The sequence below is a fragment of the Pseudomonas sp. 10(2024) genome (genome assembly GCF_045164175.1).
GTDB classification, from domain to species: Bacteria; Pseudomonadota; Gammaproteobacteria; order Pseudomonadales; family Pseudomonadaceae; genus Aquipseudomonas; species Aquipseudomonas alloputida.
The window spans coordinates 2,162,173-2,182,697 of the sequence record NZ_CP174006.1 but is presented as its reverse complement, the minus strand read 5'-3'; the positions used below and the strand labels follow the sequence as shown (position 1 = coordinate 2,182,697).

At 62.9% G+C, this 20,525-nt stretch carries 20 protein-coding genes; 11 read left to right on the top strand and 9 right to left on the bottom strand.

Annotated features, from left to right (window positions below; all coding sequences use genetic code 11):
• Positions 1-61 precede the first annotated feature (61 nt).
• Together ACI7M0_RS09765 and ACI7M0_RS09760 are read left to right on the top strand one after the other, a co-directional pair.
• Positions 62-1,129 carry a phosphotransferase family protein gene (locus ACI7M0_RS09765; protein WP_129933307.1) on the top strand — a complete coding sequence of 356 codons (1,068 nt, stop codon included), beginning with the start codon at positions 62-64 and terminating at the stop codon, positions 1,127-1,129.
• Between the two features lie 36 nt (positions 1,130-1,165).
• Complete coding sequence (locus ACI7M0_RS09760) at positions 1,166-1,933, top strand: SDR family oxidoreductase (protein ID WP_003251082.1); 768 nt, start codon at positions 1,166-1,168, stop codon at positions 1,931-1,933.
• Here the strand turns inward: ACI7M0_RS09760 and ACI7M0_RS09755 are convergent, their stop codons facing one another.
• Both ACI7M0_RS09755 and ACI7M0_RS09750 read right to left on the bottom strand, forming a co-directional pair.
• Positions 1,934-2,755: a bifunctional 2-polyprenyl-6-hydroxyphenol methylase/3-demethylubiquinol 3-O-methyltransferase UbiG gene (locus ACI7M0_RS09755; protein WP_129933305.1), complete on the bottom strand. Its 822-nt coding sequence runs from the start codon at positions 2,753-2,755 to the stop codon at positions 1,934-1,936.
• Positions 2,756-2,924: 169 nt separating this feature from the next.
• The gene (locus ACI7M0_RS09750) at positions 2,925-3,275 is read right to left on the bottom strand and encodes a hypothetical protein (protein WP_003251087.1); all 351 of its coding nucleotides are present in this window, start codon (positions 3,273-3,275) and stop codon (positions 2,925-2,927) included.
• A 117-nt stretch (positions 3,276-3,392) separates the two neighbouring features.
• Between ACI7M0_RS09750 and ACI7M0_RS09745 the strand changes: the two genes are divergently transcribed.
• The 5 genes from ACI7M0_RS09745 to ACI7M0_RS09725 all read left to right on the top strand — a co-directional run bounded on the left by ACI7M0_RS09745 (position 3,393) and on the right by ACI7M0_RS09725 (position 8,093).
• A complete protein-coding gene (locus ACI7M0_RS09745; protein ID WP_010954750.1) occupies positions 3,393-3,683 on the top strand; it encodes an RcnB family protein in 291 nt (96 codons plus the stop codon).
• Positions 3,684-3,926: 243 nt separating this feature from the next.
• Entirely contained in the window at positions 3,927-4,109 is a 183-nt protein-coding gene (locus tag ACI7M0_RS09740) for a hypothetical protein (RefSeq protein WP_129933303.1), read from the top strand.
• A 73-nt stretch (positions 4,110-4,182) separates the two neighbouring features.
• On the top strand, positions 4,183-4,575 hold the full coding sequence (locus ACI7M0_RS09735) for a glycine zipper domain-containing protein (protein WP_010954752.1): 393 nt from the start codon (positions 4,183-4,185) through the stop codon (positions 4,573-4,575).
• 126 nt (positions 4,576-4,701) lie between these two features.
• Positions 4,702-6,531: an SLC13 family permease gene (locus ACI7M0_RS09730; protein WP_129933301.1), complete on the top strand. Its 1,830-nt coding sequence runs from the start codon at positions 4,702-4,704 to the stop codon at positions 6,529-6,531.
• Between the two features lie 137 nt (positions 6,532-6,668).
• Positions 6,669-8,093 (top strand): GGDEF domain-containing protein, encoded by a 1,425-nt coding sequence (locus tag ACI7M0_RS09725; RefSeq protein WP_129933299.1) that lies wholly within the window; start codon positions 6,669-6,671, stop codon positions 8,091-8,093.
• Position 8,094: 1 nt separating this feature from the next.
• Here the strand turns inward: ACI7M0_RS09725 and ACI7M0_RS09720 are convergent, their stop codons facing one another.
• Positions 8,095-8,856: a TSUP family transporter gene (locus tag ACI7M0_RS09720; RefSeq protein ID WP_010954755.1), complete on the bottom strand. Its 762-nt coding sequence runs from the start codon at positions 8,854-8,856 to the stop codon at positions 8,095-8,097.
• Between the two features lie 98 nt (positions 8,857-8,954).
• Here ACI7M0_RS09720 and ACI7M0_RS09715 point away from each other — a divergent pair, with 98 nt between their 5' ends.
• Both ACI7M0_RS09715 and ACI7M0_RS09710 read left to right on the top strand, forming a co-directional pair.
• A complete protein-coding gene (locus ACI7M0_RS09715) occupies positions 8,955-9,860 on the top strand; it encodes a LysR family transcriptional regulator (RefSeq protein ID WP_104961331.1) in 906 nt (301 codons plus the stop codon).
• An 848-nt stretch (positions 9,861-10,708) separates the two neighbouring features.
• On the top strand, positions 10,709-10,894 hold the full coding sequence (locus tag ACI7M0_RS09710) for a hypothetical protein (protein ID WP_129933297.1): 186 nt from the start codon (positions 10,709-10,711) through the stop codon (positions 10,892-10,894).
• Between the two features lie 171 nt (positions 10,895-11,065).
• On the opposite strand, the gene ACI7M0_RS09705 is transcribed toward ACI7M0_RS09710, so the two are convergent.
• The 6 genes from ACI7M0_RS09705 to nicC all read right to left on the bottom strand — a co-directional run bounded on the left by ACI7M0_RS09705 (position 11,066) and on the right by nicC (position 17,393).
• Entirely contained in the window at positions 11,066-12,358 is a 1,293-nt protein-coding gene (locus ACI7M0_RS09705) for an OprD family porin (RefSeq protein WP_020192497.1), read from the bottom strand.
• A 138-nt stretch (positions 12,359-12,496) separates the two neighbouring features.
• A complete protein-coding gene (locus ACI7M0_RS09700; protein WP_003251108.1) occupies positions 12,497-13,810 on the bottom strand; it encodes an MFS transporter in 1,314 nt (437 codons plus the stop codon).
• 208 nt (positions 13,811-14,018) lie between these two features.
• Positions 14,019-14,660 (bottom strand): N-carbamoylsarcosine amidohydrolase, encoded by a 642-nt coding sequence (locus ACI7M0_RS09695; RefSeq protein WP_129933295.1) that lies wholly within the window; start codon positions 14,658-14,660, stop codon positions 14,019-14,021.
• Positions 14,661-14,675: 15 nt separating this feature from the next.
• Positions 14,676-15,428 (bottom strand): Asp/Glu racemase, encoded by a 753-nt coding sequence (locus ACI7M0_RS09690; protein ID WP_104886337.1) that lies wholly within the window; start codon positions 15,426-15,428, stop codon positions 14,676-14,678.
• Between the two features lie 13 nt (positions 15,429-15,441).
• On the bottom strand, positions 15,442-16,248 hold the full coding sequence (gene nicD, locus ACI7M0_RS09685; protein ID WP_020193774.1) for an N-formylmaleamate deformylase: 807 nt from the start codon (positions 16,246-16,248) through the stop codon (positions 15,442-15,444).
• Positions 16,245-17,393 (bottom strand): 6-hydroxynicotinate 3-monooxygenase, encoded by a 1,149-nt coding sequence (gene nicC / locus ACI7M0_RS09680; protein ID WP_129933293.1) that lies wholly within the window; start codon positions 17,391-17,393, stop codon positions 16,245-16,247. Before nicC ends, nicD begins: the two co-directional genes overlap by 4 nt.
• Before the next feature lie 321 nt (positions 17,394-17,714).
• On the opposite strand from nicC, the gene ACI7M0_RS09675 reads away from it, so the two are divergent.
• On the top strand, positions 17,715-18,767 hold the full coding sequence (locus ACI7M0_RS09675) for a 2,5-dihydroxypyridine 5,6-dioxygenase (RefSeq protein ID WP_028699472.1): 1,053 nt from the start codon (positions 17,715-17,717) through the stop codon (positions 18,765-18,767).
• A gap of 70 nt (positions 18,768-18,837) precedes the next feature.
• On the top strand, positions 18,838-19,314 hold the full coding sequence (locus tag ACI7M0_RS09670) for a MarR family winged helix-turn-helix transcriptional regulator (RefSeq protein WP_129933291.1): 477 nt from the start codon (positions 18,838-18,840) through the stop codon (positions 19,312-19,314).
• Positions 19,315-20,525: the final 1,211 nt, after the last annotated feature.

The following is a 20,525-nucleotide window of genomic DNA, read 5'->3' as shown; positions in this document are numbered from 1 at the left end:
CCAACCCTGGCGGACCATTAGATTACCCAATAGTACTTGCTATCGAGAATAAGGAAGACGCATGACGCTCACCGACCAGTCCACCCAGGTACGCCCCGGCGAAGAACTCGACGCGGCCGTCATCGACCCTTACTTCAAAGCCAATATCCCCGGCCTGCACGGCCTGCCGAGCATCAGCCAGTTTCCTGGCGGCGCCTCCAACCTCACCTACCTGGTCAGCTACCCGGGCCGCGACTTCGTGCTGCGTCGACCACCCTTCGGTCAAAAGGCCAAGTCGGCCCACGACATGGGTCGCGAGTTCCGCATCCTCAACCAGCTGAACAGCGGCTTCCCCTACTGCCCCAAGGCCTATGCACACTGCACCGACACCGGCCTGATCGGCGGCGAGTTCTATGTGATGGAACGGGTCAAGGGCATCATCCTGCGCTCGGACATCCCGGCCGAACTGAACCTGGACGCCAGCCGGACCGAAGCCCTGTGCAAAAGCTTCATCGACCGCCTGGTCGAGCTGCACCAGGTGGACTACACCGCCTGCGGCCTGGCCGACCTGGGCAAGCCGGAGGGCTACGTGCAGCGCCAGATCGAGGGCTGGACCAGCCGTTATGAAAAAGCCCTGACACCGGATGCGCCACTCTGGGAAACGGTAACCGCCTGGCTGCACGAAAAAATGCCCGCCGACCACCCGCGCCCAGGCATCGTGCACAACGACTACCGGTTCGACAACGTCATCCTGGACGCGGACAACCCCATGCGCATCATCGGTGTGCTGGACTGGGAAATGGCCACCCTGGGCGACCCACTGATGGACCTGGGCAACTCCCTGGCCTACTGGATCGAAGCCGGCGACCCGACGCCAGTGCAGTTGATGCGCCGCCAGCCAAGCAACGCGCCAGGCATGCTCAGCCGTCGCCAGTTCGTCGATTACTACGCCGAGCGCGCCGGCATCCGCCTGGACAACTTCGATTACTACTATTGCTATGGCCTGTTCCGCCTGGCAGGCATCGTTCAGCAGATCTACTACCGCTACTACCATGGCCAGACCCAGGACAAGCGTTTCGCCCAGTTCATTCACATGAACCGCTTGCTGGAACAAATGACCTTGCAGGTCATTTCCAAGTCCAGCCTCTGAGCACAGCCCACGACGACGGATAACAAGGAAAACAGCATGTCTAAGACCCACCTGTTCGACCTCGACGGCAAGATTGCCTTTGTTTCCGGCGCCAGCCGTGGCATCGGCGAGGCCATCGCCCACTTGCTCGCGCAGCAAGGGGCCCATGTGATCGTTTCCAGCCGCAAGCTTGATGGGTGCCAGCAGGTGGCCGACGCCATCATTGCCGCCGGCGGCAAGGCCACGGCTGTGGCCTGCCACATTGGTGAGCTGGAACAGATTCAGCAGGTGTTCGCCGGCATTCGCGAACAGTTCGGGCGACTGGACGTGCTGGTCAACAATGCTGCCACCAACCCGCAATTCTGCAATGTGCTGGACACCGACCCAGGGGCGTTCCAGAAGACCGTGGACGTGAACATCCGTGGTTACTTCTTCATGTCGGTGGAGGCTGGCAAGCTGATGCGCGAGAACGGCGGCGGCAGCATCATCAACGTGGCGTCGATCAACGGTGTTTCGCCCGGGCTGTTCCAAGGCATCTATTCGGTGACCAAGGCGGCGGTCATCAACATGACCAAGGTGTTCGCCAAAGAGTGCGCACCCTTCGGTATTCGCTGCAACGCGCTACTGCCGGGGCTGACCGACACCAAGTTCGCTTCGGCACTGGTGAAGAACGAAGCCATCCTCAATGCCGCCTTGCAGCAGATCCCGCTCAAGCGCGTGGCCGACCCCAAGGAAATGGCGGGCGCGGTGCTGTACCTGGCCAGCGATGCCTCCAGCTACACCACCGGCACCACCCTCAATGTCGACGGTGGCTTCCTGTCCTGATCAGGCTTTGACGGCGACCAAGGTGTAACTCAGGGGCAGGCGGGCAGGCTGCTCGCGCAGGCGATATTCGCCGTCTTCGCCCTTGACCATCTGCCCCGGCAGCGCCTCCCAGGGGATGCTCTGGTGCTCGACCAGCGCTGTCAGCTGCAGGCCGTGGGCCAGCAAGGCGGTGATCACTTCACCCAGGCCGTGGTTCCATTCGTGAGTTTCGGTGTGGGCCAGGCGTTGATCGGTTTCGACATAGGTCTGGTCGTTGTGCCACACCGTCGGCGCTTCGTGTTCGAAATACGGATATTCGAGCTGCAGGCGGTCCTGATGATCTTCGTTGACAGTCATCAGCATCGGGTGCCCGTCGCGCAGGAACAGCCGCCCGCCCGGTTTCAGCAGTGCCGCGACGGTGCGCGCCCAAGGCTCGATGCGGGGCAACCAGCAGAGCGCGCCAATACCGGTGTAGACCAGGTCGAACGTACCCGTCGGCAGTACCTTGTCGGCGGCATAGACGTCAGACTCGACATACTGGATGGGCAGCGCGCATCGCTCGGCCAATGCCCGTGCCTCGGCCAGCGAAGCCTTGGAATAATCCAGGCCACAAACCTTGGCGCCAAGGCGCGCCAGCGACAGGGTGTCGGTGCCGATGTGGCACTGCAAGTGGACCGTATCAAGCCCGTCAATGTCACCGAGCAATGGCAGGTCGAAGCGTACGGTTTCGGACAAGTGCCCGTGTTGCTGGACCAGGCGTTCGACCTCGTAGTCCTTCGAAGCGGCGTGCAACGGGGCACGCTCATCCCAGCTGATGCGGTTGAGTTGCAGTGAACGGTCCATGGTGTCGTCCTTGCGTGGAAGCACCTTATGCTAGCCGTCACCCCGCGCCCTGAGACACAACTGACTTGATAAAAATTGTAAAGCCCGCGCGCCTCTGCTGTGGCAACAACTGCCTTGCTCAGTACCCTGAATGCACGGGCCCTTACAGGAGCGGCGATAGCGCCAGCCGTTACAGACAGGTTGCAGCAGCCGCTCGGCGCTGCAGGGCCACGCCGTCGTTCTGCTTCGCGTAGTAATCCACACGCGTCCCGCCCGGCTGCGGGTAAACGTCCACGAACGCTTCGGCCTCACGGGTAAACACGGTGAACCCGCCCTGCTTGCGAGGCTCCAGGTAGCCGCTGGCGTCATCACCGAACACCTTCTCTTCCTGCCAGCTGAACTGGATGCACTGGGCCACCAGCTCTGGCGCCTTGTGCGAGTCGAGCTGCGCAGTCGGCTTGCCGCCACGCGCCGTTTCCATGGTCGCAGAAGCACAACCGGCCAGCATCAGCACCGCAGCCAACGGCAGAATCGCACGCATGTTCCATCCTCGGGGTCGCAAAAAAGAAGGCGACTCTAGCACTGGCAGGCATCCCGAGTGAATTGCCACGCACTTGCCGCTGTCGCAGATAAAACATGCCATCACGAGGAACGCATCATGAAACTGCACTATCTGCTACTCGCCGCCCTGCCTTGCCTGCCTCTGAGCGTCAGCGCCGCCCCCTCGAGCGAAGAAAGCATCACCGCCCCCGAAACCCACAACCGTGAACTGAACGTCGGCGACAAGGCCCCGGACCAGTACAAACGCGATGACCAGGCCATCCAGGACTGGAAAGCCAAAGGCCTGCCCGAACCGGAAAAGGAAAGCCACTGGGTGCGCATGGGCAAGCATTATGTGCTGGTGCAGATCACCAATGGCGTGGTGCTGGCGATTCAACCGGCATCCTGATTCGACACGCCCCGGCCAAGGCGACCCATTGCACAGCACTTCGCCGCCGGCCAAGCACGGCCGGAACGTGTTGATACGCTTGGAACGATCAATGCCGGTCAGCGCCACAGCCCGTTCTTTCAGGCGGACGCCTTGGCGCTGATCACTTGAAGCACAATTTTTTTGCCCGCCCGGGAAACCAAATCGATCGGTCCCAGTCTTAAAAGGTGCCCCGTAAACCTATGCGGATCAAGGACCTATATCGTGCTCACGCGTCTTGCAAGCCTTTCTCTGGTTGCTGTTGTCCTGCTGACCGCAGGTTGCCATAGCCATCGCTACCATGATGACGACGGCTGGCGTGACCGCGACCGTGACCATCGCCACCACCGCCATGACCGCGACGACGATGACGATCGGCAATACCGCGGTGACCGCTACTACCGCTGAAGCGTCCTTTCAGCCCTGACCTGCCGCCCGTTGCGCGGCGACTTATCCTGATGATTCCTTTGAGGTTCGTATCATGCGTCTGACTCTGCCTTCCCTTGCCCTCGGCCTGCTGCTATGCCAGGGCGCTTTCGCCGGTGACGGTACTGCCGCCATTGGCGGTGGCCTGGGGGGTGTCCTGGGCAACGTTGTTGGTCAACAGCTCGGCGGCAAGACCGGCGCAGCCATCGGTGCCGGCGTTGGCGGCGCAGCCGGCAGCGCTGTCGGTGCGCGCAAGGGCAACCGTACCGAAGCCGCCATCGGCGGTGGCCTGGGCTCGGCCGGCGGCTCGCTGCTGGGCGGCGCAGTAGGCGGCAAGACCGGTTCGACCGTGGGTGCCGGCCTGGGCGGCGCGGCCGGTGGTGCCCTCGGCAACCATCTGGGCGACAACAACCGCGGCAGCAAGAAGCACCACCGCCACCGTCACTGACCCCGTGACCGGAGGGCCGCATAGCGGCCCTTTTTGTTGCAGCACATCAACACCCCCTTCACTACAAGCTGGCACACTGACTGCTACTGTCTATCGTGCCACCGTGTGAAGGAACACCCCCTCCCCATGAACCATGAGTTGCTCTGGGTCCTCGGCCTGCTGGCCATCGTGATCATCCTGTTCGTCATCAACCGCCCACGCATGGACGTGGTCGCGCTGCTGGTGATTCTCGCCCTGCCACTACTCGGCATCCTTACCGTGGAACAGGCCCTGGCCGGGTTCAGCGACCCCAACGTGGTGCTGATCGCCGCCCTGTTCGTGATTGGCGAAGGCCTGGTGCGCACCGGCATTGCCTATCGCATCGGCGAATGGATGAGCGAGCGGGCCGGCAATAGCGAAGCACGCCTGCTGGTACTGCTGATGGTGGCGGTGGCCGGGCTGGGATCAATCATGAGCTCCACCGGCGTGGTGGCCATTTTCATCCCGGTGGTGCTGAGCATCGCTGCGCGCCTGCAGCTGTCACCCAGCCGCCTGATGATGCCACTGGCTTTTGCCGGCCTCATCAGTGGCATGCTCAGCCTGGTCGCCACACCGCCCAACGTGGTGGTGCACAGCGTGCTGGTCCGCCATGGCGAAGCGGGGTTCAGCTTCTTCAGCTTTACCCCGTTCGGCCTGGTGGTGCTGGTGCTGGGCATTGGCTACATGCTGCTGACCCGGCACTGGCTCAACGGTGAAGTGCGCAAGGACGGCCGGGTGGAAAGCCGCCGCACCTTGCTGGACCTGGTACTGGACTACAAGCTCAACGGCCGTGAACGACGCCTGCGCATCCGCCCTCAGTCGCCGCTGATCGGCCACAACCTTGGCGAGCTGCAACTGCGCACCAGACACGGCGCCAACGTGATCGGTATCGAGCGCCAGCACAAGTTCACCACGCGCGTGATCGCGGCCGACTCGGGCACCGTGCTGCATCAGGGCGACGTGCTGCTGCTCGACCTGTTCACCAAGCATGACGACCTGCGCAGCCTGTGCCAAACCATGCACCTGGAGCCCCTGCACTTCAAGGCCGCCTACTTCATCGACCAGTCCCAGGATTTGGGAATGGCTGAGGTCTCGCTGCCGCCCGGCTCGCAGTTGATCGGCAAGAGTATCCTCGAACTGGCATTCCGCACCCGCTATGGCCTCAACGTGGTCGGCCTGCGCCGCGATCAGGCCGCTATCGAAGAGCAACTGGTGGAAGAAAAGCTGCGCCTGGGCGACACACTGCTGGTGGTCGGCCCGTGGAAGGCAGTACGCCAGTTGCAAAGCAAGCCCAAAGACTTCCTGGTCCTGAGCCTGCCCGCCGAGATCGACCTGGTCGCACCAGCCCGCACTCGCGCGCCGCAGGCGTTGCTTAGCCTGGCGGTAATGGTCGGGCTAATGGTCAGCGGCGCCGTACCCAATGTCATGGCAGCGTTGATCGGCTGCTTGCTGATGGGCGCAGGCCGTTGCATCGACATGAACAGTGCCTACCGCGCCATCCACTGGCAAAGCCTGGTGCTGATCGTGGGCATGCTGCCCTTCGCTCAGGCGCTGCAGAAAACCGGCGGCATCGACCTGGCGGTGAGTGGGCTGGTGAACGTGCTGGGTGGTGCCGGCCCCAGCGCCATTCTTGCCTGCCTGTTCGCCGTCACCGCAGTGATCGGGCTGTTCATTTCCAACACCGCCACCGCCGTACTGATGGCGCCGGTGGCTGTCAGCACTGCGGCGCAGCTGGGGATGTCGCCCTACCCGTTCGCCATGACCGTCGCACTGGCCGCGTCGGCGGCTTTCATGACGCCGGTGTCATCACCGGTCAACACGCTGGTGCTTGGGCCCGGGCAATACCGCTTCGCTGACTTCGTCAAGATTGGCGTGCCGTTCACCGTGCTGGTGATGCTGGTTACCGTCGTGATGGTGCCGTGGTTCTTCGGGCTGTGAGGAAAGTGACCAGAAATAAAGGCAATTTGACATTATCGCAACCAATCGCGGCAGATTGACATCAACCACCCTGAGCCAACACACTGCGGGTAATTGCCCCAGGTGCTGTATCGCGTTGTCCTGGATTTCGTTTCCGCTTGCCGGTCGAGTTCATGGTTTTTCCAGCCCAATCGCGCGTGTTGCCTTATGTCGTTGTAGTTGGCGTAACCTTCGCCCTTACCCTGGGCGGTATCCTGGCACGCCCGATCGAATCGCTGTCGCTGTTCTGGCCAGTCAATGCGGTACTGGCCGGCGTACTGCTGCGCTACCCCCGTCAAGCCACGTTTACGGGCTTTAGCCTGGTGTGGCTGGCCATGGTCGGGGCCGACCTGCTGTGTGGCAGCGCCTGGGTACCGGCTCTGTGGTTAAACCTGTGCAATCTTGGCGTGGTGGTCACCCTCTGGCAGCTGCTGTCGCGCTTGCCACGCATGCACCGGCGCATGCGCAGCCCGCACGGCGTACTCAGCGTGTTCGCCGCCTGCGCCGCCGCTGCCATGGTGGCGGCCAGCATGGCAGCGGTAATGGCCGCACCCTGGTTCGAACAGTCGTTGCGCGCCACCTGGCTAGCCTGGTTCAGCGAACAGTTCTCGACCGGCGTGCTGGTGCTGCCGGTGCTGCTTACAGCGCCCTCGGTGCGGGCCTTGGTGCGCGGCGGCGCGCAGCCCATTCGCCTGGCGCCGTTGCTGGTACTGCTGGCCTCGCTGGCATTCAGCATCGCATTCGGTGGCCCTGGGGCCATTGCCTTCCCGATTGCCGCGTTACTGTGGTGTGCCTGGACCTACTCACCGTTCCTGGTTTCATTGCTGACGCTCACGGCCGGCAGTACGCTGATCGTGGCCGTGGCGCAAAACCTCATGCATTTCAGCGTGCCGCAGAGCGAACCTGGGGTTACCACGCTGATGTCGGCGCGCCTGGGCATCGCCATGCTGGTGCTCGGGCCGCTGGTGGTGGCCTGCGTCAGCCAGGCCAACCGTAGCCTCATGGCCCGCCTGGCGCACCAGGCCACCGTCGACCACCTCACCGGTGTGCTCACCCGCAGCGCCTTCACACGCCGCGCCAACGCGCTGCTGGAGAGCCGCCAACAGCACGCCCAGGCGCTGCCGCTGACCCTGATGATGCTGGACATCGACCACTTCAAGTCGATCAACGATGCCCACGGCCATGCAGTCGGTGACCAGGTGCTGCGCCAATTCGCCAGCACCCTCCAGGACCAGCTGCACAACGATGAGCTGATCGCACGCCTGGGTGGCGAAGAATTCGTTGTCATCCTGCCCGGACTTGCGCCAGAGCGGGCCAACTTCATCGCCGAACGCCTGCGCCGCGCCATCCAAGACCTGCACGTGGCACAGGCCGACCAGCGCCTCCAAATTACCGTGAGTATCGGTGTGGCAGGCTGCGACGCAGACATGCCGGCCCCCAGCCTGGACGAACTGCTGGCGAGTGCCGACCAGGCGCTGTACCGGGCCAAAGCCCGGGGCCGCAACCGCGTCGAACAGGCCGAAGCACAGCGCCTGGTGATCTGAACTAGCCGGCCAGCAGGTCCCACGACAGCTTGGCGATCAGCACACACAACAGCACCAGGAACAGCCCGCGGACAAACCCGGCACCCTTGCGTACCGCCAGCCAGGTACCGGTCAGCGCGCCGAGAATGTTACACACCGCCATGGGCAAGGCTATGGCGTACAGCACGTTGCCCGTCGGCACGAAGAACACCAGCGCCGCCAGGTTGGTGGCAATGTTCACCACCTTGGCCGAAGCCGAGGCGTGCAGGAAGTCCAGGGCAAAGAAGCGGATGAACAGGAAGATCAGGAAGCTACCGGTGCCCGGGCCGAACAGGCCATCGTAGAAGCCGATAGCACCGCCGATCAGCACTGCCAGGCACTGCTCCTTGCGGCCGACCTGCGCAGGTGTGTGCAAGGTGCCGAAGTCCTTCTTGCAGAAGGTGTAGACAGCCATCAGCACGATCAGCACCAGCACTGCCGGGCGCATCACGCTGGGGGGTACCAGCGACACCGTGGCGGCCCCCGCGAACGACATGACAAAGGCACTGAGTGCCGCCGGTACGATCAACCCCCAATCCAGCGTCACTTTACGGATGAACGAGCGGGCCGCGAAGGCCGTGCCGCACACGGACGCCAGTTTGTTGCTGCCGAGCAAGGCGGCCGGTTGCGCGGAGGGCAACACGTTGAACAAGGCCGGGATCTGGATCAGCCCGCCGCCACCCACCGCGGCGTCGATCAACCCAGCGGCGAAGGCGAACACAGAAAGCACAGCAATATCCATCATGACGCGGTTCCAGGCAGTGAAGACGCCTGCAAGGCTAATCAAAGTGGCACACTTGTGTTGAAATGCCATATTGCGATAACTGCAACGAGGAGCAGGCCATGGCACTGGACATGCTGCGGGAAATTCAGGCGTTCGTCAGCGTGGCGCACAAGCGCAGCTTCGTTGCTGCCGCCCGCGCCCTGGGGCGTTCACCCAGCGCAGTTACGCGCGCGGTACAAACCCTGGAAGACAATGCGGGAAGCAAACTGCTCAACCGCAACGCCAACGCCGTCACCCTGACCGAGGCCGGCGAGCGCTTGCTGCCGCATGCCGAACGCTTGCTGGATGTGCAACGCGATGCTGCCGACGAACTGGCCGCGCTCAGCGGCAGCGCCCAAGGCTGGATTCGCTTTGCCGCGCCGCAACTGCTGGGAGAGCATGTGCTACCGCAAGTGCTTGCCGAGTTTTCCCGCCGCCACCCTCAGGTGACCCTGGACGTGCAGTACAGCGACGAAGCCCTTGACCCGCTGCAAGGTAAATTCGACTTCGTGGTGCGCGGTGCCTTCCCCCAATCGAGCGAGCTGATCGGCTACCCGCTTTGGCCCTACCAGCGCCACCTGTATGCCAGCCCGGCATATCTGGCCCTGGCTGGCACACCGCAACATCCGGAAGACCTGGATGGACACACCTTGATCCTGCATACCGCGCCACGCATCCTCAAGGCCTGGCACTTCTGCCACGATGACCAGATCACCAGCCTGCGCCCCAGGCCCAGACTCCGCCTGGGCTCAGGAGGCGCGGTGTACCACAGCACCCTGGCCGGCGCCGGCATCGCCCGCCTTGCCGCCTGGGTTGGCGAAGCACAGGTCAAGGCCGGCCGCCTGGTGCGGGTGTGCCCGCAGTACCGCTTGACGTCCAGTAGCGGCCAGGACCCACAGATGCATGCTGTATACCCTGCCGGCGAGTTGCCGACGCGGGTACGTGACTTGCTGGCCGCCCTCCGCCGAGCCGGCCCGCTGTACTGAAACAAGCCATGAAACGACTGTTCAAATTCTGCTCAATTTAACAGAGCCCGCCGCGGGTCTGGCTTGCAGCACTTTATCCACAGACCTACCCACGTTTTTTGTGGACAGATTTCCCAGCGTAAAGAACGACTTATCGCACAAGCAGAAAGGCGAACTGGCCAACCTGACCCGCTCGATCCACGCCTGCCCTGAGAATGACTTGCACCTGATGCTGACCCAGCAGTGCGATGAAAAAGATGACCGGCCATTGGCCAATAGATTGGGCCCGTCGCTTGGAGTGGACGGGCCGCGCAGGGGGAAACGCAGTTGAACTCAGCTTGGCGGAATGGTGCCAAGAATACCAATCAGAATGGTCAGCAGCAGAAAACCACCCAGGAACAGCGCCAGCTTGCCCATTGGAACCTCTACAGTTGTGATGCGGGAATGGGCATATTGTCGAGCTTGGGCTGATACGGTTACAGATTCAGGTTTATGGAAAAAAAGCGGATCAGATGTGATGCGCAGAGGCCGCCGAGCTGGATTCAGCCGCAGTGGTTGACGCTGAGCACGTGTCGCTCGCGGGCCGGCAATTGATACATGAAGTTTCTAAACACGCCTCCGGGTTTACCCAGCACCTGCGTTGGGTGCGCTGCCCCTCGAAAGCGCCCGAACCCAGCCAATACGGTAGATTGAGCTTGCTTGGGAGGACACGATCTGAAACACGACTTGTAGGATTATTTACCGCACTCCGTAGGAAAGGACGCGGCAATGAGTATTGCCTGTATGAAACATCAGTTTCTCCGGCAAATTCGAGCTGCTACGGTCCATTTTTCCTACAACGGTACGGAAGCCTACAGCGTGAGAAAAGCATGGACTCGTTCAAAACCTCTGCACTGAAGTTGCAGAAAAATCTGCTTAACCTGCGCGTTGCGCGTGAGCGCCTGAGAGGTGAAGGCAAGGACAAGGAAGCGGATCAACTCACTGGGCCGATCGCGCGGCTTGAGGAGGCCATTCGGCAACTGCCGGATAGCCTGAAGCCCGACACCTTGCAGTGACCTGCAAGAGCCATTGTCATGCTCCACAGCTCAGGCCTACCCATCCCCTTGCACGAGCAGCCTTGCGCTGCGAAGAGAGCGGTAAGGCAAACGACTGCCTTAGGCAGCTATTGCTTCTTCGCAGCATAAGGTTGCTTCGGAAGCCGAGCTGGCGCCGGGTCACCTATCCCCTCAGAACACCTTGATCGTGTAACTCAGAATCAAGCGGTTCTCATCTATATCTGTCCGGTAGTTGGAGCGCGCCATCACGTTGCGCACCCGTATCCCAAGCCCGGCCAACGGCCCGCTTTGCACCACGTAGGCCAGGTCCAGGTCACGTTCGCGGTCACGCCCTTCAAAGCCCAGCCCTGTCTCCACGTCCCGCCCCTTCACATAACGCAGGGTCGACGTCAGCCCTGGAAGCCCCAAGGCGACAAAATTGTAATCATGTCGCACCTGCCACGAGCGTTCACCCGGCGCCGAGAACTCATAGGTCGGCAGCGTATTACCCATCGGGTTGGTGTTGGCGCCTACCTGGATAAAGCCGTCATCGCCGCCGATCTGCTGATAGCCCACATAAAAGGTATGCCCGCCGGTCTTGGCCGAGAACAGGCTGAACAGCGCATGGTTATCGTAGTCGCCAGCCACCTTGCTCCCGTCCTCGCGGGCATCGAAGTAGCCGGCATTGACCCCCAGCGTCCAGCTCCCCAGCGGCTCGGCATGCTTGAAGCTATAGAAGCGCTGCTGGTAGATATCCTCCAGCTGCGCCTGCCAGACACCGACGCTGGTTCGGTTGTCGTTGAAGGCATAGTCGGCACCCACGTAGTTGAACCGGTCGCTGGTAAAACGCGCCAGCCGCGCCGGGTTGATCGGGTCGTTGACCAGCGCGTACATCTTCTGGCTGTTGGACGAGTCGCGCAGGCTGGTGGAGCGGAACTGGCCGGCGCTCAGGGTCAACCCGGCGAACTCGCGCGACTCCAGCATCGCGCCCTGGTATGTCGGCGGCAGCAGGCGCAAATCGCTGAACAGCAGCACCGGCAGGTTGGGCATCAACTCGCCCACTTTCAGCTCGGTTTGCGACACCTTGAACTTGATCGCCGCACCCACGCGGCTGTATTCGTCCGCCGACTTGCCGCTGTCCAGGCTGGGCAGCAACCCGGACCGGGCATGTTCCGGGCTGCTGTCGAGCTTGAAACCCAGCAGGCCGGTAACATCCACACCCACGCCAACGGTGCCCTGGGTATAACCGGAGCTGGCATTGAGGATAAACCCTTGCGCCCATTCCTGGGTGCGCGACTGGGTGCTGGCGCCCTTGATATCGGCATAGTCGCGGCTGAAGAAGTAATTGCGCGCCTGCAGCGTGGCGCGGGCACCTTCGATGAAACCGGCCTCTTCTGCCGTGGCCTCTGCACACAAAGCGGCGGCAATACAACCGCCGGCCAGGCGTGCAGACGAAGAAAAACGCGGCGCAGTGAAACCTTGCATAGGGCTACTCCTGGATTTGGGCAACAGCAACCCGGCGCGGCGGCACTGCATGGCCACCGACGTGCGGGTTGCATCGAGAGAGGTCGGCAGGCGGGCCCCCGGCCCGCCTGCCCTGCCGTTGCGTGAAGCGCTGGGCCGCTAGCGGTTGACCAGCTTGGCCGGCAAGGCGATGACCAGGAAGCAGCTGAGGATCAGGCAGCCGGCAAACACCCACAGCGCAGCGTGCGAGGTGCCGGTGAGGTCGGTGACCACACCCATCAGTGAGTTGCTCACCAGGCCGGCGATGTTGGCTACCGAACAGGCCAGGGCAAAGCCGGTGGCGGCTGCGGTGCCTTTGAGGAAAGTCGCCGGCAGACTGAAGAACACCGGCACCGCGCCGATGATCGCCGCCGAGGCAATGGCGAACAGCACCACGGTCATCACCAGGTTCTGGCTGAACAAGGTGCTGCTGGCCATGGCGATTGCACCAATGATGAACGGCACGATGATGTGCCAGCGGCGCTCGCGGTGGCGGTCGGAGCTGGCCCCGATCATGAGCATGCCGGCCAGCGCGGCCAGGCTTGGAATGGCCGTGAGCAGGCCGATATGGAAGGTGTCGCTGACGCCCGCATCGCGGATGAAGGTCGGCATCCAGAAGCCCATCGCATAGGCGCTGAGCAGGATCGAAAAGTCGATACCACCGAGCATCCACACCTTAAGGTTGAAGAAGCCATCGCGGAAGCTGTGCTTGCTGTCCTTGCCCTCGGCATCGTCCGCGGCCAGGTCTGCCGCCAGTTGTGCCTTGTCGTCAGCCGACAGCCATTTGGCCTGCTGGAAATGGTTAGGCAATGCCCAGAACGTGAGGATGCCGAGTAAAACGCTGGGGATCGCCTCCAGCAGGAACAGCCACTGCCACCCATGCAAACCTTGAACCTGGTCGAAATGCCCCATGATCCAGCCAGAAATCGGCCCGCCAATCACGCTCGACAACGGCAGCCCGATCATGAACAGGGCAATGATGCGCCCGCGGCGATAGGTGGGGTACCACATGGTCAGGTAGTACAGCACGCCTGGCAGGAAGCCGGCTTCGGCCGCCCCCAGCAGGAAACGCAGGATATAGAACTGGGTGGTGCTGGTGACGAACATGGTGCAGGCCGACAGCAGGCCCCAGGTGATCATGATGCGGGCGATCCACAGCTTGGCGCCAACGCGCTGCAGGATCAGGTTGCTCGGCACTTCGAAGATGATGTAGCCGACGAAGAACAGCCCTGCACCCAGGCCATAGGCCGCTGTGCTGAACTGCAGGTCTTCGAGCATCTGCAGCTTGGCGAAGCCGACATTGATGCGGTCCAGATAAGCTGCGAGGTAGCAGAAGCACAAGAAGGGGATGAGCCTCCAGGTGATCTTGCTGTACAGCGCTTTCGTGCCATGGTCGATGTCACTGTGGACCGTGGTTGCATTCGCAATTGGCATTTCCTGTCTCCTGGCGGGCGACTTTGTGGTTGTTTTAAGGCCAGCAGTTTTCGACGCGCCGGGCACGCCGCGCATTCTACGCGGCGGGCCTGGACAGCGCCTGAAGACCCCGAGTGCTCCTGCGGGGCGACCACCCGGACAGCAGGCGGTCATGGACGGGCTTCCCGCACCGGTCCTTGATTGTTATTGGGTAGGCGCTGCCCGGCGTTCAGCCGGCCAGGCGCCTGAGTTGCTGCATGGCATCCTGCCGGGTGACGACATCGCCGTACTTGCTGTCGATGTCGAACAGGTTGGCTTCGTGCGGGTCGCTGTGGCGGTCACCGACACACTCGCGCACCACGATGGTTCGAAACCCGTGCTGCATGGCATCCACCGCACTGGCGCGGATGCAGCCGCTGGTCGAGCAGCCAGCCAGCACCACGGTATCCACCCCCTGTGCATGCAGCAGCGGGGCCAGGCTGGTGGCGAAGAAAGCGCTGGCGTACTGCTTGCTCAGCACCACCTCCCCTGCCTGTGGCGCAACGGCCTCGCAAAAGGCTGCCAGCGGGTTGCCTTCGACCATGTCCTTCATCACCGGCGCCTTGCGCACCCACACGCCGCCGTCAGCAAAATGCGGCGGCTGGTAACGGATGTTGGTATGCACCACCAAGGTACCGCAGCCGCGGGCCAGCGCCAGCAGGCCGGCGGCCTGCTCGACCGCTGCGACCACGCCCGGGGCGTACAGCGGTGCGCCCGGGGTGGTGTAGCCCTGCATGAAGTCGATCATCAGCAGGGCCGGCTTGCGGCCAAAGCCGATGCGCTGGCCCCACACACCCTGGTAGTTGTCACGGGCGCTTTGTGCGTCGCTCATGTCCGTCTCCCGATTTCAGTAGGCGCCCGACAGCAAGGCACCGGCGCCCGGCACGATCGGCTCCAGGTCCAGCGCCTTGAGCATCGCGTAGGTGGTGGCGATGGCAGCGGTGACTACCGGCTTGCCGGTTTGCGCCTCGACCTTGGCCACTGCCGGCAGCGATTGCATCTGCACGCACGCCGACAGCACCACCACATCGACGCCTTCAAGGTCCATGCCGGCGACGATGTCCGGCAGGTTGGCCGGGTCGTGACGGGCCACGGCGAGGTTGTCGGGGATTTCCAGCGCGCGCCAGTCCTGCACCTCGAAGCCTTCCTCGCGGATGTAGTTCACCACCAGCTCGGTCAGCGGCTTCATGTACGGCGCGACGATGGCAATGCGCTTGGCCTTCATCACATGCAAGGCCTCGACCAGCGCCCCGGCGCTGGTGATCACCGGTGCCAGTGCATCATTGTCGGCGGTGGCCTGCTGCAGGCGCTTTTCAGATTGGCGGTGATAGCCCAGCCCCATGGCCATGATCGCCACAAGGCAGGCATAGCCCAGCACATCGACCTTGGCGTCGGACAGCTCGACTGCGCAGCGGTCGGACTCGGCGTCCATCGCGGCCAGTTCTTCCTTCTTCACCTGCTTCATGCGCATGCGGCTGGAATGGAAGGTGAACCGCTCGGGGCGGATCGCCTGGCGTGCGTTGAGCATCGCCGGAATTTCGGTTTCCATGGTGGTGTTCGAACTCGGCACGATCTGGCCGATGCGGTATAGCTGGGTCATGTCTCGTGCTCCGTCAGACGAGGGGGTGGTCGAGGAAGTCGCCAAAGGCGGCGAAGAAACCGTCCAGGTCATCCCAGGGGATCATGTGGCCGGCGTTGTCCACGTACGCGACCTGGATATCCGGCTTGAGCTCGCGCATTTCAGCAATGTCACGGGGCTCGATCACTCCACCCCGCCCGGCCACCATCAGCAATGCCGGCTGGCGCACCGCGGGCAGGTACTGGTGGATATCGACCTCGTGGAAATCATCGAAGGCCCGCACGATCGCCGGCTCGTAGCAGGTGTGCAGCCACTCGGCACGCAGGGCCAGCTGCTCGTCGCTCCAGGTGGCACAGAAGGCGCGCATGTCATCGCCGCTCATGCCAACCGTGGCTTGGCGGATCGAATCGACGTACCACGGCAACTTGCTCGGGTAGGCACGGCGGCCGGGCCCGGACACCGGTGGGTCGACCAGCACCAGCCGCTGCAGCCCCGGTGCCCCTTGGGCGGCTGCGCGGATGGCAAAACGCGCCCCCATCGAGTGACCGAGCAGATGGTAGCCATCCAGGCCCAGCGCGGCGGCAAAGGCGGGAATATCCGCAGCACAAGCGTCGGTGCCGTAGTCCAGGTCGGGGCCGCTTGAAGACAAGCCACGCCCGCGCACATCCAGCACATAGGTGTCGAAATACTGCCCAAGGCGCTCGGCGACAAAGCCCCAGGTGATCGCTGGGCTGGTGATGCCCGGCACCAGGATCAGCGCATGGCCCTTGCCGCCATAGCGCAGGTAATGCTGGCGGATGCCATTGGCGCTGACGTTACCACCAGCGACGAAGGTGCTCATGCCGCCTCCCCGCTTTCAAGCTGCTGCCCATAGAGGTCGTAGCCGTAAACCCAGGCTGGATCTTCCTGGCTGTAGAGCCAGGTGTTGGCGTTGGATACCGATTGCACCTGCGATGCCCGCTCTTTACGGTTGGCCTCGTAGAGGGCGAACGCCGTGCGGTGGTCGGACAGCCCGGTCTCCTGCAGGCAGCGGGTCAGCATGGCCGCGTCCTCGATGGCCATGCACGCGCCCTGGGCCATGTGTGGCTTCATCGGGTGGCAGGCGTCGCCCAGCAGCACCAGGCGGCCACGGCTCCACAACGGCAACGGGTTGCGGTTGCGCAACGGCCACTTGGTGATCGATTCGGTAGCGTCGATCAGCTTCTGCACCGTGGGGTGGTAGCCTTCGAAGGCTGCGCGCATTTCTTCCTGGCTGCTGTCGACGAACGCACCTTGGAAGTCCCAGGCTTCATGTGGCACGCCGGTGACGAAGTAATACTCGTCGCGCTTGCCGGTGGTGTAGTAGACCATCATGTGGCGGTCTTCGGACCACCATTTGACGCAGGGCTCGAACACATCGGCATGCGGTGCCAGGTTCACCCCGCGAATCAGTGCACGGTGCGCGACCCAGCCGCTGTAGATCGGCGCTTCAGCCCCCAGCAACTCTTCACGGATCTTCGAGTGGATGCCGTCGGCCCCGATGACGATGTCGGCCACGGTGTGGGTGCCGTCGGCGAAGTCCAGGCGCACCTGGTCACCTTCGTCGACGATCTTTTCCAGGCGCTTGCCGAAGTGCACGGTGCCCGGCTGGATGGCCTCGATCTGCAGGGCGTGCAGGTCGCCACGGTGGATGGTGATGTAGGCGGCGCCGTATTCGCGGCGGGCAAACTCGCCCAGCGGAATGCGCGACAGGTAATCACCGGTATTGCCGTCGCGGCTGAACCAGAAGTCCGGGTGCGAGCCCATCAGCTCCAGCTTCTGCTCCAGCCCCATGCGGCGGAAGATTTTCATCACGTTAGGGCCGATATGAATGCCCGCGCCCAGGCGGGTGAACGCCGGAGCCTGTTCGAATACCTCGACATCGAACCCGGCCTGTTGCAGCAACGTGGCGGCGGCCGCCCCACCCAGACCTGCACCGACGATTGCGATTTTCTGCCTACCCCGCATGGGTATGTCTCCTCTTGTTCTGATAGGTGGCCAGCGGTTCAACCGCCTGACGATTTAGAGCGTATACTCTGTAAATGGCCTTTGAAAAGAGCCAGCTGAAAATATTTTTCAAACAGCTGATAGAAACGACACCCGGCTGATTGTTACCGCAAATACTGGTCAATGTGTGGATATGTAACGTTTGAACAGATCACTTGCGCTCGCTGGCAGGATGCGTTTTCATCTGCACATATATGGTGTACACACTATTATTTTGCACCGAGATGAAGCACCAGGCACTGCCATGGTGCGCCCCTGTCAACGCCACCCAGGAGAACCCCGATGCCGGTGAGCAATGCACAACTGACCCAGATGTTCGAGCACGTACTGAAGCTATCTCGCGTGGACGAAACGCAGAGCGTGGCCGTGCTCAAGAGCCACTACTCCGACCCGCGCACGGTAAACGCCGCCATGGAGGCCGCCCAACGTTTGAAGGCCAAGGTGTATGCAGTAGAGCTGCCGGCGTTCAACCACCCGACCGCCATGGGCAACGACATGACGGCCTACTGCGGCGACACCGCGCTGACCGGCAACCTGGCGGCGCAACGGGCGCTGGAAGCCGCCGACCTGATCGTCGACACCATGATGCTGCTGCACTCACCCGAGCAGGAGCAGATTCTCAAGACCGGCACGCGCATCCTGCTGGCCGTGGAGCCACCCGAGGTGCTGGCGCGCATGCTGCCGACCGAAGACGACAAACGTCGGGTGCTGGCTGCCGAAACCCTGTTGAAACAGGCGCGCAGCCTGCATGTGCGGTCCAAGGCCGGTAGCGACTTCCATGCCCCGCTCGGCCAGTACCCGGCCGTGACTGAGTACGGCTATGCCGACGAACCGGGGCGCTGGGACCACTGGCCCAGCGGCTTTCTGTTCACCTGGCCGAACGAGGACAGCGCCGAGGGCACGCTGGTGCTGGACGTGGGTGACATCATCCTGCCGTTCAAGAACTATTGCCGCGAGCGCATCACCCTGGAAATCGAAAAAGGCTTCATCACCGGCATACATGGCGGCTTCGAGGCCGAGTACCTGCGTGACTACATGAAGTACTTCAACGACCCCGAGGTATACGGCATCTCGCACATAGGCTGGGGCCTGCAGCCGCGCGCGCAATGGACGGCCATGGGCCTGCACGACCGCAACGACGGCATGTGCATGGATGCCCGTGCGTTCTACGGCAACTTCCTGTTCTCCACTGGCCCCAACACCGAGGTCGGCGGCAAGCGCAAGACCCCGTGCCACCTGGACATCCCGCTGCGCAACTGCGATATCTACCTGGATGACAAGGCGGTAGTGCTGGCCGGCGACGTGGTTGCACCAGAGGAGTCGCGAGCGCGATAGGGGTTATACTGGCCGGGCGCTCCGCTATTGGCGGCCGGCCAGCCTCTTTCCACCCAGCCCAAGCCATCCTATGTCGAAAAAAACCACCCCCAGCAGCGCCCCGCTCGACAACACCCCCTACGACGTTACTGAACAGGTCGGGCACTTGCTGCGCAAGGCCTACCAACGGCACACGGCGATCTTCCAGCAACAGGCCTGCGACCCGCAGCTTACCTCGATCCAGTTCGTCACCCTGTGCGCCCTGCGCGATCACGGCCCCAGCTCCCAGGCCGAACTGATCAAGGCCACCGCGGTGGACCAGGCAACCATCCGCGGCATCGTCGAGCGCCTGAAGGCGCGCGAGCTGGTGCAGCTTTCACCAGACCCGGGCGACCGGCGCAAGGTCATCGTCGAACTCACCGAAAGCGGCGCGGCCTTGCTCGATGCAATGATCCCCTGCGCCCGGCAGATCAGCGAACTGAGCATGGGCAACCTGAATGCCGGGGAGCGCGTAGCCATTTTGTACCTGCTGCGCAAGATGATCGACAGCGACGAGAACGCGGGCTGAAAATTGTTGTGACTGCCGCGGTGGCCGTCACAGATACGCGGCCTGAGAGATCAAGCGCATCGCGAGCAAGCTCGCTCACATTGGACACGCATCGGTGATTGGACACAGGCCGTCGTAGGAGCGGGTTCACCCGCGAATGGGCCGGCCCTGCTGGCCAATCTCCACCTGCCGATCACCGGTGCCGCCACCACCGTATTCGCGGGTAAACCCGCTCCTACACACACAACATCGGGGGTCGGCACAACATCGCGGGTTCGGCACAGGCCGCCGTAGGAGCGGGTTCACCCGCGAATGGGCCGGCCCTGCTGGCCAATCTCCACCTGCAGATCACCGTCACCGCCACCACCGTATTCGCGGGTAAACCCGCTCCTACACACACAACATCGGGGGTCGGCACAACATCGCGGGTTCGGCACAGGCCGTCGTAGGAGCGGGTTCACCCGCGAATGGGCCGGCCCTGCTGGCCAATCTCCACCTGCCGATCACTGTTGCCGCCACCACCGTATTCGCGGGTAAACCCGCTCCTACACACACAACATCGGGGGTTCGGCACAACATCGCGGGTTTGGCACAGGCCGTCGTAGGAGCGGGTTCACCCGCGAATGGGCCGGCCCTGCTGGCCAATCTCCACCTGCCGATCACCGTTGCCGCCACCACCGTATTCGCGGGTAAACCCGCTCCTACACACACAACATCGGGGGTTCGGCACAACATCGCGGGTTCGGCACAGGCCGCCGTAGGAGCGGGTTCACCCGCGAATGGGCCGGTCCTGCTGGCCAATCTCCACCTGCCGATCACTGTTGCCGCCACCACCGTATTCGCGGGTAAACCCGCTCCTACACGCGCATCGGGGGTTCGGCACAACATCGCGGGTTCGGCACAGGCCGTCGTAGGAGCGGGTTCACCCGCGAATGGGCCGGTCCTGCTGGCCAATCTCCACCTGCCGATCACCGGTGCCGCCACCACCGTATTCGCGGGTAAACCCGCTCCTACACACACACACAACATCGGGGGTTCGGCACAGCGAGATGCGCCGCGCGGGCGGCGCTCGGTTTCCCCGGCGCCGACAATCTTCATCCCTGCCCCACCATCACAGTTCTCTGCAGATTCATCTCTGGCCTGCTTCTTGCTCACTCATTTCATGTAGTGAGTACTTACCGAAACGCTCGCGTCATTTGAGTCCTTTGGTAGCGCAAGCAACCTCCAGAGAT

Bases quoted from the DNA above. Each gene is read 5' to 3' on its own strand.
- ACI7M0_RS09765 (WP_129933307.1), top strand. From the start codon at position 62: ATGACGCTCACCGACCAGTCCACCCAGGTACGCCCCGGCGAAGAACTC.
- ACI7M0_RS09760 (WP_003251082.1), top strand. From the start codon at position 1,166: ATGTCTAAGACCCACCTGTTCGACCTCGACGGCAAGATTGCCTTTGTT.
- ACI7M0_RS09755 (WP_129933305.1), bottom strand. From the start codon at position 2,755: ATGGACCGTTCACTGCAACTCAACCGCATCAGCTGGGATGAGCGTGCC.
- ACI7M0_RS09750 (WP_003251087.1), bottom strand. From the start codon at position 3,275: ATGCGTGCGATTCTGCCGTTGGCTGCGGTGCTGATGCTGGCCGGTTGT.
- ACI7M0_RS09745 (WP_010954750.1), top strand. From the start codon at position 3,393: ATGAAACTGCACTATCTGCTACTCGCCGCCCTGCCTTGCCTGCCTCTG.
- ACI7M0_RS09735 (WP_010954752.1), top strand. From the start codon at position 4,183: ATGCGTCTGACTCTGCCTTCCCTTGCCCTCGGCCTGCTGCTATGCCAG.
- ACI7M0_RS09730 (WP_129933301.1), top strand. From the start codon at position 4,702: ATGAACCATGAGTTGCTCTGGGTCCTCGGCCTGCTGGCCATCGTGATC.
- ACI7M0_RS09720 (WP_010954755.1), bottom strand. From the start codon at position 8,856: ATGATGGATATTGCTGTGCTTTCTGTGTTCGCCTTCGCCGCTGGGTTG.
- ACI7M0_RS09715 (WP_104961331.1), top strand. From the start codon at position 8,955: ATGGCACTGGACATGCTGCGGGAAATTCAGGCGTTCGTCAGCGTGGCG.
- ACI7M0_RS09710 (WP_129933297.1), top strand. From the start codon at position 10,709: ATGGACTCGTTCAAAACCTCTGCACTGAAGTTGCAGAAAAATCTGCTT.
- ACI7M0_RS09705 (WP_020192497.1), bottom strand. From the start codon at position 12,358: ATGCAAGGTTTCACTGCGCCGCGTTTTTCTTCGTCTGCACGCCTGGCC.
- ACI7M0_RS09700 (WP_003251108.1), bottom strand. From the start codon at position 13,810: ATGCCAATTGCGAATGCAACCACGGTCCACAGTGACATCGACCATGGC.
- ACI7M0_RS09695 (WP_129933295.1), bottom strand. From the start codon at position 14,660: ATGAGCGACGCACAAAGCGCCCGTGACAACTACCAGGGTGTGTGGGGC.
- ACI7M0_RS09690 (WP_104886337.1), bottom strand. From the start codon at position 15,428: ATGACCCAGCTATACCGCATCGGCCAGATCGTGCCGAGTTCGAACACC.
- nicD (WP_020193774.1), bottom strand. From the start codon at position 16,248: ATGAGCACCTTCGTCGCTGGTGGTAACGTCAGCGCCAATGGCATCCGC.
- nicC (WP_129933293.1), bottom strand. From the start codon at position 17,393: ATGCGGGGTAGGCAGAAAATCGCAATCGTCGGTGCAGGTCTGGGTGGG.
- ACI7M0_RS09675 (WP_028699472.1), top strand. From the start codon at position 17,715: ATGCCGGTGAGCAATGCACAACTGACCCAGATGTTCGAGCACGTACTG.
- ACI7M0_RS09670 (WP_129933291.1), top strand. From the start codon at position 18,838: ATGTCGAAAAAAACCACCCCCAGCAGCGCCCCGCTCGACAACACCCCC.